The sequence below is a fragment of the Paracoccus halophilus genome (genome assembly GCF_000763905.1).
Lineage (GTDB): Bacteria > Pseudomonadota > Alphaproteobacteria > Rhodobacterales > Rhodobacteraceae > Paracoccus > Paracoccus halophilus.
Genome location: NZ_JRKN01000009.1, coordinates 57,806 through 73,488, shown reverse-complemented (window position 1 = coordinate 73,488; position 15,683 = coordinate 57,806). Strand labels below are relative to the sequence as shown.

Below are 15,683 nucleotides of genomic sequence, written 5' to 3'. Positions count from 1 at the left end.
CAACTGTTGCATATTGGCCAGCTTGTTATTGTTTCAGCAGCTTCCCGCCGTAACATTGCGCATATTCTGCCGGTTTCCGCCGCGTACGGAAAAGTCATCCCTTCCCGTAACATATTAAGGAAAATGTATAAATCACCGCCGATACGGCCACGACCGAGGGACCGGCCGGGGTGCCGAGCCAGAAACTCGCGCCAAGCCCTGCCAGAACCGATATCGCACCGATCGCGGTGGCGGAACCCGCCATCTGTTCGGGCGTTCTGGCGAATCCCCGCGCAGCGGCGGCCGGAATGATCAGCATGGCCGAGATCAGCAGCGCGCCCACGATCCGAATCGCTATCGCCACCACGATCGCCAGGGCCAGCGACAGGATCAGCCTTTCGCGCGCCGGATCGATGCCGGCGGCCATGGCCAGTTCCTCGTTCACCGAGGCAGTCACCAGCCGCTGCCAGCGCCAGACCAGCAAGCCCAGCACCAGCGCCGCCCCGCCCCAGATCCAGACCAGGTCGGCGCGGCTGACCAGCAGGATATCGCCGAACAGAAAGGCATCCAGATCGCTGCGCAGGGACGGCACGAAACTGGCCGCGACCAGCCCCAGAGCCAGCGCGCCATGGGCCAGAACGCCCAGCACGGTATCGACCGTCTGCCCGCGCGCGCTCAGATGCGCGACGATCAGCGCCACCGCCAGCGCGACGCCCAGCGTGCCCAGATAGAGCGGGGCCGAAAAGGCAAAGCTCAGCGCGACGCCCAGAATCGTTGCATGCGCGGTCGCATCGCCGAAATAGGCCATCCGGCGCCAGACCACGAATGAACCAAGCGCCCCGGTCACCAGCACCAGGCCCAGCCCGGCAAGGATGGCGCGGGTCAGAAAATCGTCAAGCATCGGGCCTCTCAGTGCTGGTGGCGGCAATCGGGGCCGTGGCGATGCGCATGCCCGCCCTCGTCCGCGACATGGTCGTGGTCATGGTCGTGATGGTGCTGGTACAGCGCCAGCGCGCCCGGCGATCCGGCGCCGAACAGCGCGCGATATTCGGGCGCCGCGCTGACCACCTGCGGCGTGCCCTCGCAACAGACATGGCCGTTCAGGCAGACCACCCGGTCCGAGGCCCGCATCACCACCAGCAGGTCATGGCTGACCATCAGCACGGCGGCCCCGGTCTCGGCGCGGACATCCTCGATCAGCTCGTAAAAGGCGACAATGCCGGGCTGGTCCAGCCCCTGGGTCGGTTCGTCCAGCACCAGCAGTTGCGGATCGTTCAGCAGCGCGCGCGCCAGCAGCACCCGCTGGAACTGCCCCCCCGACAGCGCGGTGATCTGGCGGCTTTCCAGCCCCGGCACGCCGGTCCGGGCCAGCGCGGCGCCGGCCTCGGCATCGCCGACCCGGCGCGGCAGCGACAGGAAGCGGCGCACCGTCATCGGCAGCGCCTTTTCGATATGCACCCGCTGCGGGACATAGCCGATCCGCAGCCCGGCCATCCGCCGCACCCGGCCGGAAGTCAGGTCCACATGGCCCAGAAGCGCGCGCACCAGCGTCGATTTCCCCGAGCCGTTCGGTCCCACGACGGTCACGATCTCGGCCGGATCGATGCGGAAATCGACGCCGCGCAGCACCGGCATCTGGGAACCGGCATGGCTGACCGAGAGGTCCGTGGCCTGGATCAGCGCGCTCATCCGCGCCCCTCATCGCGGCAGCGCGCGCAAAGCCCCAGCAGTTCGACGGTGCTGCGCTCGATGGTGAATTCCGAGCTGGTCGCCAGATCGCGCATGGCGGCGGCCAGGGCGGGTGCGTCAGCCTCGGCCACCTGTTCGCAGCCGCGGCAGATCAGAAAGACCGGCGCGTGATCGCGCTCGGGCGAAAGGCAGGCGGCATAGGCGTTCAGGCGCTGGACGCGATGCGCGAAACCGTGCTGCACCAGAAAATCCAGCGCGCGATAGGCGACCGGCGGCTGACGGCCGAAACCATCCGCGGCCAGCCTTTCCAGCACCTCATAGGCGCCCATGGCGCGATGCGATTCCAGCAGGATCTCCAGCGCGCGGCGGCGCACCGGGGTCAGGCGCACGCCCTCCGCCCGGGTCTGCTCTTCGGCGCGGTGCAGGACCGCCGCGGCGCAGCCGTCATGATCGTGGTCGTGAAACGGGTCGGGGTCGCAAGGATCCTGCATCATGTTATATTATCACAATTCGCTTGACGGGTTACGATATAACATAAATAACCGCGTGGTTTTCGCAAGCGAGTATGCCATGACCCTTTGCCACCGTCTGATCCTGTCCGCACTGGCGCTGATCCCCGCCCTGCCCGCCACGGCCGAAATCCCCCGCGTGGTGACCGATCTGCCGGTCGTCGATTCGCTTGTCCGGCAGGTCATGGGCGATCTGGGCGCACCCGAATTGCTGCTGCAAGCCGGCAGCGATCCGCACCATTATCAGCTGCGCCCCGATCAGGCGCGAAACCTGGCCCGCGCCGATCTGCTGGTCTGGATCGGCCCCGAGATGACACCCTGGCTGGACCGCGCCAGCACCGCATTGGCGGCCCGGGCGGTCTCGCTGCCGCTGCTGAGCCTGCCGCAGACCTATCGCCGCGATTTTTCGGGCGGGAGCGGGCACGATCACGCGGCGCCGGCAGGGCATGATCACGGCGATCTCGATCCGCATGCCTGGCTGGACCCCGGAAACGGCGGCGCATGGCTGGGCGCCATTGCCGACGGCCTGTCGCAAAGCGACCCGGAGAACGCGCCGGTCTATCGCCGCAACGCCGAGCGCGCCCGCGCGGCGCTTGCCGAAACCGATGCCGCCATCCGCGCCGAACTCGCGCCGCTGGCTGGCAAAAGCTTCGTCACCCTGCACGACGCCTATGGCTATTTCACCGACCATTACGGCCTCTCCCCGGCCATCGCGATCAGCCCCGGCGATGCCTCGGCCGTTTCGGCGGCGCGGCTGAGCGGGATCCGCGACCGGATCCGGGCCGAGGCCGTGACATGCGCCTTTCCCGAGGCGAATCACAGCGACGCCCCGATCCTGACCGCGATCGAGGACAGCGCCGCAAGGCAGGGCCCCGCGCTTGACCCCGAGGGCAGCACCCTGCCCGCCGGCCCGGATCTCTATGCCGGCGTGCTGCGCGGCCTCGCGCGGGCATTGACCTCATGCCTGGGCCAGAACTGACTCGTCCCAGTCTTGCCGGCCGGCAAGGGTACGACATCCATGAGACAGCGAATATACCACTGAAATGGATGTATTATCTTCAGCGGAAAATTCCTGACTAATTTCCTTTGACATCCCTGATCGAATTTGTCAGATTATCGTTACCGCGACAGAAACGAGGACATGGTAATGACCGCGACCCGCCCAGCCGAATTCGCCCGCCCCGGCGTGACCGCCCTGCAGCGCCTGCCCGAGCATGACGCCGAAACCCTGACCGCCGGCGGCAACCAGGCGCTGATCGTGTTGGGCGATCAGGTTTACAACCTGCGCATCACCCGCGCCGGCAAGCTTATCCTGACCAAGTGATTTGCCGCAGCCGGGCGCGTCTCATCCGCGCCCCGGCCTTTTTCCCTCGGGTCGCGCCCCCTTGCCGGGGGCGCGATTTGTCTTTGGACGGCCGGGCCTGTCGGTATTCTGGCCGGTTTTCGGCCCGAATCCCGGCTTGGCCCCGGGCTTGCCGCCCGGTTTGCCGCCGGGCTTGCCCGCAGGCTTCCCCCCGGCGCGCGGCTTGAAGCCGCCCGCTTTTCCGCCACGACCCTCGCCGCTCGCCTCACCCGGACGATCGCTCCGGGCGCCGCGCTTGAAGCCGGGCTTGCCGCCGCGCCCCTCATCGGCCTCGCGCCGCGCCTCGTCGCGGTTGCGAAAACCGGCGGGCCTGGCGCGCGGCTTGCCGCCTTCGGCGCGCTCGTCCGATCCGCCGCGCCGCTCTCCGCCGCGATCGTCGCGGCGCGCTGCGAACTTGCGCTCGCCCTCGGCGCGCGGCCCGCGCGGGCGAGACGCCTCGTCTTGCGAGGCGGGCCGGGCGGCGCCGCGTTCGCGAAAACCGCGCGGCTTTTCATCCGTCTCGCCGGTCAGCAAGCCGCCCAGCTGGTCGCGCAGCACCTTGCGCCTGACCTCGCGCACCTCGTTTTCCTCGAGCCCGGCCAGCTTGAAGGGGCCATAGCCGATGCGGATCAGCCGGTTCACGATCAGCCCGACATGGGCCATGGTGCGGCGAATCTCGCGGTTGCGGCCTTCGCGGATGCCGACGGTCAGCCAGGCATTGGCGCCCTGCTGGCTGTCCAGGTTGATCTCCATCGGCTGGAATTCCTCGCCGTCGATGGTCACGCCGCGACGCAGGGGGGCGAATGTCAGATCGTTGGGCTGGCCGTTGACCCGCACCCGATAGCGGCGCAGCCAGCCGGTGCTGGGCAGCTCCAGCCGGCGCTTCAGCTCGCCGTCATTGGTCAAAAGCAGCAGCCCTTCGGAGTTCAGGTCCAGCCGGCCGACCGTCATCACCCGGGGCATATCGCGGGGCAGCGCGTCGAAAACCGTCTGCCGCCCCTTTTCATCCGAGGCCGAGGTGACCAGCCCGATGGGCTTGTAATAAAGCCAGAGCCGCGTCTCCTGCGGCTCGTCCAGCGGCTTGCCATCGACGCGCACCTTGTCCGAGGGCAGCACGTCCAGCGCCGGGCTGTCGATCTTGTCGCCGTTCACGGTGACGCGGCCCTCAAGGATCATCCGCTCGGCCTCGCGGCGGCTGGCGATGCCGGCGCGCGCCATCACCTTGGCGATACGGTCGGCTTTCGGGGTCGGGTTGTCGGGGGTCTGTTCGGGCGTCTGGTCGGTCACGGCGATCTCCTGCGCATCTCTGCGGTGGCAAAGCGCCATATCTACGCGCGAATGGCCGCAAAGGGAAGAGCGCGGCCCAGCCCCGGGACATATTGCAGCCGGGCGCGCGGCAGGTCAGAAACGGGCATGGATTTCGTCTCATACATGTCCGATGCCCTGCACGAGGCGCAGGCCGCCGCCCGTCGCGGCGAGGTGCCCGTGGGCGCGGTGCTGGTCGGCGCCGATGGCCGCGTGCTGGCCCGCGCCGGCAACCGCACGCGCGAATTGTCGGACCCGACCGCGCATGCCGAAATCCTTGCCATTCGCGCGGCCTGCGCCGCCGCCGGGTCCGAGCGGCTGCCCGGCGCGAGGCTGTGGGTCACGCTGGAACCCTGTCCGATGTGCGCCGCCGCGATCTCGGCCGCGCGGATCGCGACATTGTATTACGGCGCCGAGGACCCCCGGATGGGCGGCGTCCGGCATGGCGCGCGGGTCTTTGAGCATAGGCAATGCCATCACCGGCCAGAGGTGATCGACGGCATTGCGGCAGCAGAATCGCGCGGCCTTTTGCGGGAATTCTTTCGCCAGCGGCGTGGATAGCGCATTATTGCAGGATCATCTGGCGTTAGTGACAGCTTGCGCTGCAGCGCGGCATGCCTATGCTGCCGCGTCAGCGAACATGGGAGTGATGGATGTTTCGAAAGATCCTGATAGCGAATCGCGGCGAAATTGCGATCCGTGTCATGCGGGCCGCGAACGAACTGGGCAAGAAAACCGTCGCCATCTATGCCGAAGAGGACAAGCTGGGCCTGCACCGCTTCAAGGCGGATGAGGCTTACCGCATCGGCGCGGGGCTGGGGCCGGTCGCCGCCTATCTTTCGATCCCCGAAATCATCCGCGTGGCCAGGGAAAGCGGCGCCGACGCCATCCATCCGGGCTATGGCCTGCTGTCGGAAAACCCCGAATTCGTCGATGCCTGCGTCAAGGCCGGGATCACCTTCATCGGCCCCAGGGCGGAAACCATGCGCGCCCTTGGCGACAAGGCCAGCGCCCGCAAGGTGGCGATCGGCGCGGGCGTGCCGGTCATTCCCGCGACCGAGGTGCTGGGCGATGATTTCGACGCCATCAAGGCCGAGGCCGCCGCGATCGGCTATCCGCTGATGCTCAAGGCCAGCTGGGGCGGCGGCGGGCGCGGCATGCGCCCGATCACCGGCCCCGACGAGCTGGTCGAAAAGGTCCGCGAGGGCCGTCGCGAGGCCGAGGCCGCCTTCGGCAATGGCGAGGGCTATCTGGAAAAGATGATCCAGCGCGCCCGCCATGTCGAGGTGCAGCTGCTGGGCGACACCCATGGCGGCCTTTATCATCTTTACGAACGCGACTGCACCGTGCAGCGCCGCAACCAGAAGGTGGTCGAGCGCGCCCCCGCCCCCTATCTGACCCCCGAGCAGCGCGAGGAAGTCTGCGAACTGGCGCTGAAGATCGGCCGCGCGGTCGGCTATCAGAATGCCGGCACGGTCGAATTCCTGATGGATATGGACAGCGGGAACTTCTACTTCATCGAGGTGAACCCGCGCGTCCAGGTCGAACATACCGTGACCGAAGAGGTCACCGGCATCGACATCGTGCAATCCCAGATCATGATCGCCGAGGGCGCGACCCTGGCCGACGCCACCGGCATCAAGCGGCAGGAGGACGTGCACCTGCAAGGCCATGCCCTGCAATGCCGGGTCACGACCGAGGATCCGCTGAACAATTTCATCCCCGATTACGGCCGCCTGACCGCCTATCGCAGCGCCACCGGCAATGGCATCCGTCTGGATGGCGGCACTGCCTATGCCGGCGGCGTCATCACGCGCTATTACGATTCGCTGCTGGTCAAGGTCACCGCCCATGCCCAGACCCCGGAACAGGCGATCCGGCGTATGGACCGCGCCCTGCGCGAATTCCGGGTGCGCGGCGTGGCGACGAATATCGAATTCGTCATCAACCTGCTGAAACACCCGACGTTCCTGAACGACACCTACACGACCAAGTTCATCGACACGACTCCCGATCTGTTCGCTTTCCGCAAGCGCCGCGACCGGGCGACCAAGCTGCTGATCTATCTCGCCGACATCACCGTGAACGGCCATCCCGAGACCGTCGGCCGGCCCATGCCCCCGGCCGAGGCGCGCAACCCTGTGGCGCCCCGGCCCAAGGCCGATCCGGCCCCCGGCACCAAACAACTGCTTGAGGAAAAGGGCGCGAAGGCCGTCGCCGACTGGATGCTGGCGCAGAAACGCCTGCTGATCACGGATACCTCGATGCGGGACGGGCACCAGTCGCTGCTGGCCACGCGGATGCGCTCGATCGACATGATCCGGGTGGCGCCCTCTTACGCGGCGAATCTGCCGGGGCTGTTTTCGGTCGAATGCTGGGGCGGCGCGACCTTCGACGTGGCCTATCGTTTCCTGCAGGAATGTCCCTGGCAGCGGCTGCGCGATATCCGCAAGGCGATCCCGAACCTGATGACGCAGATGCTGCTGCGCGGCTCGAACGGGGTGGGCTACACGAACTATCCCGACAATGTCGTGCAGGGCTTTGTCCGTCAGGCCGCCGCGACCGGGATCGACCTGTTCCGGGTCTTCGACAGCCTGAACTGGGTCGAGAACATGCGCGTCGCCATGGATGCGGTGATCGAGAGCGGCAAGATCTGCGAGGGCACGATCTGCTATACCGGCGATATCCTCGACCCGGAGCGCTCGAAATACGATCTGAAATACTACCTGAACATGGCGCGCGAGCTGCGCGATGCCGGCGCCCATGTGCTGGGGCTCAAGGACATGGCGGGGCTCCTGAAACCCGCCTCGGCCGGGGTGCTGGTCAAGGCGCTGAAGGAAGAGGTCGGCCTGCCCGTCCATTTCCACACCCATGACACGGGCGGTATCGCCGGGGCCTCGATCCTCGCAGCCGCCGCGGCCGGCGTCGATGCGGTCGATTGCGCCATGGACGCGCTGTCGGGCAATACCAGCCAGCCGACGCTGGGCTCGATCGTCGAGGCGCTGCGCCATTCGGATCGCGATACCGGGCTGGACATTGCCGCCATCCGCGCGATTTCGAACTATTGGGAGGCGGTGCGCGAACATTACGCGGCCTTTGAATCCGGCCTGCAGGCCCCCGCCTCCGAGGTCTATCTGCACGAAATGCCCGGCGGCCAGTTCACCAACCTGAAAGCCCAGGCCCGCAGCCTTGGGCTTGAGGAACGCTGGCACGAGGTCGCCCAGGCCTATGCCGATGTGAACCGGATGTTCGGCGATATCGTCAAGGTCACGCCGTCCTCCAAGGTGGTGGGCGACATGGCGCTGATGATGGTGGCGCAGGGCCTGACGCCCGCACAGGTCATCGACCCGGACACCGATGTCAGCTTTCCCGATTCGGTCGTGGACATGATGCGCGGCAACCTGGGTCAGCCCCCCGGCGGCTGGCCCGAAGGGTTGCAGAAAAAGGTGCTGAAGGGCGAGGAGCCGATGACCACCCGGCCCGGCGCCAGCATGCCGCCGGTGGACCTCGAGGCGACGCGCGCCGACCTCTCCGAACAGCTTGAGGGCAAGGCGGTCGATGACGAGGACCTGAACGGTTATCTCATGTATCCCAAGGTGTTTCTGGATTACATGGGCCGGCACCGCCAGTATGGCCCGGTCCGCACCCTGCCGACGCGCAGCTTTTTCTACGGCATGGAGCCGGGCGAGGAAATCGAGGCCGAGATCGACCCCGGAAAAACGCTGGAGATCCGGCTGCAGACCGTCGGCGAAACCGACGATCAGGGCGACGTCAAGGTCTTTTTCGAACTGAACGGCCAGCCCCGCGTGATCCGGGTGCCGAACCGTCTGGTGAAATCGCAGACCGTCGCCCGGCCCAAGGCGGACCCGGCCAATGATGCCCATGTCGGCGCGCCGATGCCGGGCGTCGTCGCCTCGGTCGCGGTGACGCAGGGCCAGAGGGTCAATCACGGCGACATGCTGGTGACCATCGAGGCGATGAAGATGGAGACCGGCATCCATGCCGACCGCGCCGGCGTGATCAGCGCGCTGCATGTCCGCCCCGGCGAACAGATCGACGCCAAGGACCTGCTGGTCGAAATCACCTGACGGCTGCGCCCGGCGCAACCGGATGAAACGGGCCGGGCCGCGCAGGCCACGGCCCGTTTTCCTTTCTGCCCCCCCCTGACGCGGAATTGCGGCCGCGATGGTGCCGAGGATGTTGAAAATCCCGACATCATCGCCATAACAGGAATGAAATTCCGCCCGACGCGATAATATCAGTGAGGTTTTCCCATGACATCCGCCCCCGAGGTGACAGGGTTCTACGAGAAGCGAACCGGCTCGGTGCAATATGTCGTGGCCGATCCCGCCACCGGCCAATGCGCGATCATCGACCCGGTGCTGGATTATGACGAGAAATCCGGCGCCACGGCGACGATCCAGGCCGACCGGATTCTGCAGTTCATCGCGGATCGCGGCTATCGGGTGCAGTGGATCCTGGACACCCACCCGCATGCCGATCACTTCACCGCCGCCGATTACCTCAAGGGCCGAACCGGCGCGCCGACCGCCATCGGCGCAAAGGTGACCGAGGTGCAGAAGCTCTGGGCCGGCTTCTACAACTGGCCGGATTTTCCTGCCGACGGCTCGCAATGGGACCGGCTTTTCGCCGCGGGAGACAGGTTCAGCATCGGCGATATCCCGGGCCGCGTCATGTTCTCGCCCGGGCACACGCTGGCCTCGATCACCTATGTCATCGGCGACGCGGCCTTTGTTCATGACACGCTGTTCATGCCCGACAGCGGCACCGCGCGGGCCGATTTCCCGGGCGGCAGCGCCGACGCGCTGTGGCAATCCATCCAGGACATCCTGGCCCTGCCCGATGCGACCCGCATCTATACCGGCCATGACTATTGCCCGGGCGGGCGGGCGCCCCGCTGGGAATCGACCGTGGCCGAGCAGAAGGCCACGAATATCCATATCGCGAGGCATCCCGCGCAACCCGATTTCGTCGCCCTGCGCGAGGCCCGCGACAAGACCCTGCCGATGCCGCGACTGATCCTGCACGCCTTGCAGATCAACACCAATGCCGGGCGTCTGCCCGCGCCGGAATCGAACGGCCGGCGTTATCTCAAGATCCCGCTGGACCTGCTCGATGCACGCTGGAGCTAGCATGATCGCGCCGCCGCCCCACCCGGATCCGCGCCGGGATCCACCCAAGTGAAGGCGCCGCCCCGCCTGCCCTGCCTGCAATGGGCGCGCGGCTATGGCGGCGCGATGCTGGGCGCCGACCTGCTGGCGGCGGTGATCGTCACCATCATGCTGATCCCGCAAAGCCTGGCCTATGCGATGCTGGCGAACCTGCCGCCCGAGGTCGGGCTCTATGCCTCGATCGCGCCGCTGATCGCCTATGCGGTCTTCGGCACCTCGCGGGTGCTGGCGGTCGGGCCGGTGGCGGTGATCTCGCTGATGACCGCCTCGGCCATCGGGCCGGTGGTCGCGCAGGGGCTGGCCACGCCGATGGTGGCGGCGGTGGCGCTGGCGCTCTTGTCGGGCGCGATGCTGGTCGCGGCAGGGCTGCTCCGGCTGGGGTTTGTTGCCAATTTCCTGAGCCATCCGGTGATGTCTGGTTTCATCACCGCCTCGGGGCTGCTGATCGCGGCCGGCCAGATCCGGCATCTGCTGGGCGTGCCCGGCGGCGGCGCCACCCTGCCCGAAATCACACCCGCGCTGTGGCGGAACCTGCCGCAGACCAACCCCTGGACGCTGGCGATCGGGCTGGCGGCGCTGGTCTTTCTATATGCCGCGCGACGCTGGGGCCGGGGCGGGCTGCGCGGCATCGGCCTGCCCGCATGGCTGGCCGACATGCTGGCGCGCGCCGCGCCGATCATCGCCATCGCCCTGACCATCGCCCTGACCAGGGCGCTGGATCTGGGCGCCAGCGGCGTGGCGCTGGTCGGCGCGATCCCGCAGGGCCTGCCCCGGCCCGGCATCCCGGCAATGTCACCCGAGCTGATCCTTGCGCTGGCGCCGGCGGCATTGCTGATCTCGGTCGTGGGCTTTGTCGAATCGGTCTCGGTCGGGCAGACGCTGGCGGCACGGCGGCGCGAGCGGATCGCCCCGGATCAGGAACTGATCGGGCTGGGCGCGGCCAATCTGGCCGCCGGGCTGACGGCGGGCTATCCGGTGACCGGCGGCTTCGCGCGCTCGGTGGTGAATTACGATGCCGACGCGCAGACCCCGGCGGCCGGCATCCTGACCGCGCTTGGCATCGCGCTGGCGGCGCTGTTCCTGACGCCGCTGCTGGCCGATCTGCCGCAGGCGGTGCTGGCCGCGACGATCATCCTGGCGGTGCTGTCGCTGGTCGATATCCCGGCGATGATCCGGGTCTTTGCCTATTCGCCGCGCGATTTCCTGGCCATGGCGACGACCATCGTCACCACCCTGCTGATCGGGGTCGAACAGGGCATCGTGGCCGGCGTGCTGCTGTCGCTGATCATGCAGCTTTACCGCAGTTCGCGCCCGCATTCCGCCGTGGTCGGTCAGGTCCCGGGGACCGAGCATTTCCGAAATATCGACCGCCACAGCGTCATCACCTGCCCCGAGATCCTGTCGCTGCGCGTCGATGAAAGCCTGTATTTCGCCAATTCCCGCTTTCTCGAGGACCGCATCGCCACGCTGGTGGCCTGCAACGACCGCCTGCGCCATGTCGTGCTGATGTGCCCCGCCATCAACGATATCGACGCCAGCGCCCTGGAAAGCCTTGAGGAAATCAACCGCAGGCTGGCCGAAAGCGGCGTGACCTTTCATCTGTCCGAGGTCAAGGGCCCGGTGATGGACCGGCTGCGGCGCAGCGACTTCCTGCGCCACCTGTCGGGCCGCGTCTTTCTGAGCCAGCACGAGGCATTCCGCGCCCTGCGCGCCGAATCCGGCAGGGGCGCGCCCCCATAGGACAGCCCCCGGCCGATGGTGCCATCGTTGAAATCATGGCCGGGGTGATGCAGCGCGGCGCCGTCGCGATTGCAACAGTTTCGGCGCAGCCAGCCCGGGTCGCCGGGCGCGATCCGCCGCGCCGGTGGGGTCCGAGCGCGCGCCGTGAGCCCCTCTTGCCCCGGGGCCATGGCGGGCTATGCTGGTCGCGGCCAAAGGGGCGGGCCGCCGGCGCGCAAAGGGGAAAACCGCATGGGACAACTGGTCGATGGCGTCTGGCATGACAGCTGGTACGATACCGAAAGCACGGGCGGGCGCTTCCGCCGCAGCGTGACCGCCTATCGCAACTGGATCACGCCCGATGGCCGCCCCGGCCCCAGCGGCAAGGGCGGTTTCCCGGCCGAAAGCGGGCGCTATCACCTTTATGTCTGCCTTGCCTGCCCATGGGCGCACCGGACGCTGATCTTTCGCGCGCTGAAGGGGCTCACTGAACATATCGGCGTCTCGGCCGTGCATCCCAACATGCTGTCGGAAGGCTGGACATTCGCCACCGATTTCCCCGGCGCGACGGGCGACCGGCTCTACGGCCTGCCCTTTCTGCGCGATCTCTATCTGCGGGCCGACCCTCGCGCCTCGGGGCGGGTGACGGTGCCGGTGCTCTGGGACCGGCTGAGCGACACCATCGTCTCGAACGAAAGCGCCGAGATCATCCGCATGTTCAACAGCGCCTTCGACGGGCTGACCGGCAACGGGCAGGATTACTGTCCCGCCGAATTGCTGCCGCAGATCGAGGCGATGAACGAGCGCGTCTACAGCAATGTCAACAACGGCGTCTACAAGACCGGCTTCGCCACCTCGCAAGAGGCCTATGACGAGGCCGTCGCGCCCCTATTCGAGACGCTGGACTGGCTGGAGGATCACCTTTCGGGCAACCGCTACCTTTGCGGCCCCCGCATCACCGAGGCGGACTGGCGGCTGTTCACCACGCTGGTGCGCTTCGATCCGGTCTATCACACGCATTTCAAGTGCAATCGCGCCTGGTTGCGGGAATATCCCAGCCTCTGGGGCTGGACGCGCGAGCTTTACCAATGGCCGGGCGTCGCCGAAACGGTGCGGTTCGACCATATCGTGCGGCACTATCACTATAGCCACGCGACGATCAATCCGCACCGCATCATCCCGATCAACCCGGTCATCGACTGGCACGCGCCGCATGGCCGCGACGGCCTTTAGATCCCCAGCCGGTCGCGCAGCCCGTACCACCAGGACCCCATGACCGAATAGGGCACGCGGAAGGTGCGCCCACCCGGGAAGGGAATCCAGGGCAGGCCGGCAAAGACATCGAACCGGCCGGTATCGCCGCTGATCGCCTCGGACAGGATCCGGCCAAAGGTATGGGTGCCGGTGACGCCATGGCCGGAATAGCCATGCGCGAAATAGGTATTGGCGCCGATCCGGCCCATCTGCGGCACGCGGCTGAAGGACAGCGCGAAATTGCCGCTCCAGGCATAATCGATGCGGGTCTCGGCAAGCTGCGGGAAAACCTTGATCATGTTCTTCCACAGCTTGGCCTTGATATCCCGGGGATCGGCGCCGCCGTAAACCGTGCCGCCGCCAAAAAGCAGCCGCCCGTCCGCCGACATGCGATAATAGTCAAGGATATAGCGCACATCCTCGACGCAGATATCGCTCGGCATCAGCCTGGCCGCCAGATCGCCCAGCGGCTCGGTCGCCATGATCTGGGTCGAGACCGGCATGATGCGCCGCTCAAGCGTCGGCACGACATCGCCCAGATAGGCATTGCCGCACAGGACCAGCGTTTTCGCCCGGATTTCGCCCCGGGCGGTGCGCAGGCCGGGCCGCGGCCCCTCGGTCTCGACCCAGGTCACGGGCGACATCTCGAAGATGGTGCCGCCCAGGCTTTCAAAGGCGGCGGCCTCGCCCAGGGCCAGATTCAGCGGGTGCATATGCCCGCCGCGATGGTCGATCATGCCGCCCGCATAGCGGTCGGTCGCGACATGGTCGCGCATCTGTCCGGCGGTCAGCATCTCCTGGCTGTCGATGCCATAGCCGCGCCACAGCTTCCAGCGCGCCTCGATCTCGCGCATATGGGCATCGGTCAGGGCGGCAAAGAGATTGCCGGGCTTGAGATCGCACTGGATGCCATAGGTGGCGACGCGTTCGCGAATGATGTCGCCGCCCTCCATCACCAGACCGGCGACAAAGCGCGCCGTATCCTGCCCGTAGCGCCGGGCGATCGTCTGCAGGCTGGCATTCAGCCCGTTCACGATCTGCCCGCCATTGCGCCCCGAGGCGCCCCAGCCGATCCGCGCGCCCTCGATCAAGGTGACCCTGTGGCCCTTTTCCGCCAGGTGCAGCGCGGTGGACAGGCCCGAGAACCCGGCGCCCAGCACGGCGATATCGGTGTCATGCGCGCCCTGCAATTCGGGGCGCAGCGGTGCCGCATTGGCCGAGGCGGCGTAATAGCTGCCGGTGTGATCGCCGGTGCCGGCATAGGGATGGCGCATCGCATTCATCATACGGCCTCCAGATACGAGTGATATTCGAATTCGGTGACGTGCCGGGTGAACCGGCGCAACTCCTGCAGCTTGCATTGCACGAACATGCGCTGCAGGCGGCGGGCATAGATCTGCTGCACATGCTGGCCGCGCACGAAGGCCTCGATGGCCGAGGCCCAGTCCGGCGGCAGCGTCTCCAGATCCTGCGCATAGGCGTCGCCGGTGATCGCGGGCGGCGGCTCCCATTCGTCCTCGATGCCCAGGAGCGCGCCGCCCAGGATCGAGGCCAGGACCAGATAGGGGTTGGCGTCGGCGCCGGCCACGCGGTGCTCGATCCGGCGCGACTTGGGGCTGCCGCCGGGGATGCGCAGCGCGACAGTGCGGTTCTCATAGCCCCAGGCCATGGACGAGGGCGCATGCGCGCCGGGCAGCAGACGGCGGAAGCTGTTCTCGTGCGGGGCAAAGACCAGGGTGTTTTCCTGCATCGTGCGCAGCAGCCCGGCGACAGCATGGCGCATGATCGCCGAGCCGTCCTCGGCGCCATTGTCAAAGACGTTTCGCCCCTGCGCATCGTTCAGCGAGAAATGCACATGCATGCCCGAGCCGGCCCGGTCGCCATAGGGTTTGGCCATGAAGGTCGCGGCAAAGCCGTGCTTGCGGGCGATGCCGCGCACCACGCGCTTGAACAGCACCGCGTCATCCGCCGCCTTCAGCGGATCGGCGACATGCAGCATGTTGATCTCGAACTGGCCGGCGCCGTTCTCCGAGATTGCCGAATCGGCCGGAATGGCATGCCCGGCGCAGGCGTCGTAGACATCGTTCAGGAAGGCGTCGAAATGCTGCAGCTCGTCCAGCGACAGCGCGCCATCGGAATCCAGCCTCTTGCCGGTGACCGGCGAGCAGGGCGGCTTTGGCACGGCATTCGAGGGATCGACGACATAGAATTCCAGTTCGGTCGCGACCACTGGCGTCAGGCCCAGTTTGCGGAACCGCTCGACCACGGCGGCCAGGGCGCGGCGCGGATCGCCCAGAAAGGGGCGCCCGTCCTCTTGTCGCATCCAGAGCTGGGCGAAGGCCGCCGGGCGCGAGGTCCAGTCGACGAGGCTGATCGGGCGGCCGGTGAAATCGCACAGCCCGTCGGCATCGCCGGTGTCGAAAACCAGGTCGTTGCCCTCGATATCCTCGCCCCAGATATCCATGCTGAGCAGCGACAGCGGCATGCGCAGCGCGCCGCTGGTGATCTTGTCCAGATGTTCGATCGGCACGCGCTTGCCACGCATCACGCCGTTCAGGTCGCAGATGCAGGCAAAGATCGTCTCGACCTCGGGTCGGTCGGCCAGCCAGGCCGGGGCATCCGCCGGTTTCATCCGCAAGCTCCCTGCTTATTGTGATATGATTTCTCATAATGTGATAGCATTCCTGCTTGTGT

General features: G+C 67.0%; 13 protein-coding genes. 7 read left to right on the top strand and 6 right to left on the bottom strand.

The features are described from left to right. Positions 1-94 precede the first annotated feature (94 nt). Genes IT41_RS08730 through IT41_RS08720 form a run of 3 tightly spaced genes read right to left on the bottom strand, consistent with a single transcriptional unit; the run spans position 95 to position 2,159 of the window. Positions 95-880, bottom strand: coding sequence for a metal ABC transporter permease (locus IT41_RS08730; RefSeq protein WP_036740316.1), 786 nt, complete (start codon positions 878-880; stop codon positions 95-97). 8 nt (positions 881-888) lie between these two features. Then, a complete protein-coding gene (locus tag IT41_RS08725; protein WP_036740315.1) occupies positions 889-1,668 on the bottom strand; it encodes a metal ABC transporter ATP-binding protein in 780 nt (259 codons plus the stop codon). Further along, the gene (locus IT41_RS08720) at positions 1,665-2,159 is read right to left on the bottom strand and encodes a Fur family transcriptional regulator (RefSeq protein WP_036740453.1); all 495 of its coding nucleotides are present in this window, start codon (positions 2,157-2,159) and stop codon (positions 1,665-1,667) included. Before IT41_RS08720 ends, IT41_RS08725 begins: the two co-directional genes overlap by 4 nt. Before the next feature lie 79 nt (positions 2,160-2,238). Between IT41_RS08720 and IT41_RS08715 the strand changes: the two genes are divergently transcribed. Then, the gene (locus tag IT41_RS08715) at positions 2,239-3,156 is read left to right on the top strand and encodes a zinc ABC transporter substrate-binding protein (protein WP_036740314.1); all 918 of its coding nucleotides are present in this window, start codon (positions 2,239-2,241) and stop codon (positions 3,154-3,156) included. Positions 3,157-3,324: 168 nt separating this feature from the next. Further along, on the top strand, positions 3,325-3,501 hold the full coding sequence (hemP, locus tag IT41_RS19895; protein WP_074948071.1) for a hemin uptake protein HemP: 177 nt from the start codon (positions 3,325-3,327) through the stop codon (positions 3,499-3,501). A 21-nt stretch (positions 3,502-3,522) separates the two neighbouring features. Here the strand turns inward: hemP and IT41_RS08710 are convergent, their stop codons facing one another. Then, positions 3,523-4,806: a pseudouridine synthase gene (locus IT41_RS08710; RefSeq protein ID WP_052081367.1), complete on the bottom strand. Its 1,284-nt coding sequence runs from the start codon at positions 4,804-4,806 to the stop codon at positions 3,523-3,525. A 126-nt stretch (positions 4,807-4,932) separates the two neighbouring features. Between IT41_RS08710 and IT41_RS08705 the strand changes: the two genes are divergently transcribed. The 5 genes from IT41_RS08705 to IT41_RS08685 all read left to right on the top strand — a co-directional run bounded on the left by IT41_RS08705 (position 4,933) and on the right by IT41_RS08685 (position 12,968). Next, a complete protein-coding gene (locus IT41_RS08705) occupies positions 4,933-5,385 on the top strand; it encodes a nucleoside deaminase (protein ID WP_036740313.1) in 453 nt (150 codons plus the stop codon). Between the two features lie 92 nt (positions 5,386-5,477). After that, entirely contained in the window at positions 5,478-8,912 is a 3,435-nt protein-coding gene (pyc, locus tag IT41_RS08700) for a pyruvate carboxylase (protein WP_036740312.1), read from the top strand. A 186-nt stretch (positions 8,913-9,098) separates the two neighbouring features. Next, positions 9,099-9,977 carry an MBL fold metallo-hydrolase gene (locus tag IT41_RS08695; RefSeq protein WP_036740311.1) on the top strand — a complete coding sequence of 293 codons (879 nt, stop codon included), beginning with the start codon at positions 9,099-9,101 and terminating at the stop codon, positions 9,975-9,977. 48 nt (positions 9,978-10,025) lie between these two features. Beyond that, positions 10,026-11,756 (top strand): SulP family inorganic anion transporter, encoded by a 1,731-nt coding sequence (locus IT41_RS08690; RefSeq protein WP_036740309.1) that lies wholly within the window; start codon positions 10,026-10,028, stop codon positions 11,754-11,756. 231 nt (positions 11,757-11,987) lie between these two features. Continuing rightward, entirely contained in the window at positions 11,988-12,968 is a 981-nt protein-coding gene (locus IT41_RS08685; protein ID WP_036740449.1) for a glutathione S-transferase family protein, read from the top strand. Here IT41_RS08685 and IT41_RS08680 read toward each other — a convergent pair. Then, complete coding sequence (locus tag IT41_RS08680; protein ID WP_139221648.1) at positions 12,965-14,272, bottom strand: NAD(P)/FAD-dependent oxidoreductase; 1,308 nt, start codon at positions 14,270-14,272, stop codon at positions 12,965-12,967. The genes IT41_RS08685 and IT41_RS08680 overlap by 4 nt on opposite strands. Continuing rightward, positions 14,272-15,621, bottom strand: coding sequence for a glutamine synthetase family protein (locus tag IT41_RS08675; RefSeq protein ID WP_036740307.1), 1,350 nt, complete (start codon positions 15,619-15,621; stop codon positions 14,272-14,274). Before IT41_RS08675 ends, IT41_RS08680 begins: the two co-directional genes overlap by 1 nt. Between the last annotated feature and the right edge of the window lie 62 nt (positions 15,622-15,683).

Coding starts and splice junctions, on each gene's coding strand:
- hemP (WP_074948071.1), top strand. CDS start 3,325: ATGACCGCGACCCGCCCAGCCGAATTCGCCCGCCCCGGCGTGACCGCC.
- IT41_RS08675 (WP_036740307.1), bottom strand. CDS start 15,621: ATGAAACCGGCGGATGCCCCGGCCTGGCTGGCCGACCGACCCGAGGTC.
- IT41_RS08685 (WP_036740449.1), top strand. CDS start 11,988: ATGGGACAACTGGTCGATGGCGTCTGGCATGACAGCTGGTACGATACC.
- IT41_RS08715 (WP_036740314.1), top strand. CDS start 2,239: ATGACCCTTTGCCACCGTCTGATCCTGTCCGCACTGGCGCTGATCCCC.
- IT41_RS08680 (WP_139221648.1), bottom strand. CDS start 14,272: ATGAATGCGATGCGCCATCCCTATGCCGGCACCGGCGATCACACCGGC.
- IT41_RS08705 (WP_036740313.1), top strand. CDS start 4,933: ATGGATTTCGTCTCATACATGTCCGATGCCCTGCACGAGGCGCAGGCC.
- IT41_RS08725 (WP_036740315.1), bottom strand. CDS start 1,668: ATGAGCGCGCTGATCCAGGCCACGGACCTCTCGGTCAGCCATGCCGGT.
- IT41_RS08720 (WP_036740453.1), bottom strand. CDS start 2,159: ATGCAGGATCCTTGCGACCCCGACCCGTTTCACGACCACGATCATGAC.
- pyc (WP_036740312.1), top strand. CDS start 5,478: ATGTTTCGAAAGATCCTGATAGCGAATCGCGGCGAAATTGCGATCCGT.
- IT41_RS08695 (WP_036740311.1), top strand. CDS start 9,099: ATGACATCCGCCCCCGAGGTGACAGGGTTCTACGAGAAGCGAACCGGC.
- IT41_RS08730 (WP_036740316.1), bottom strand. CDS start 880: ATGCTTGACGATTTTCTGACCCGCGCCATCCTTGCCGGGCTGGGCCTG.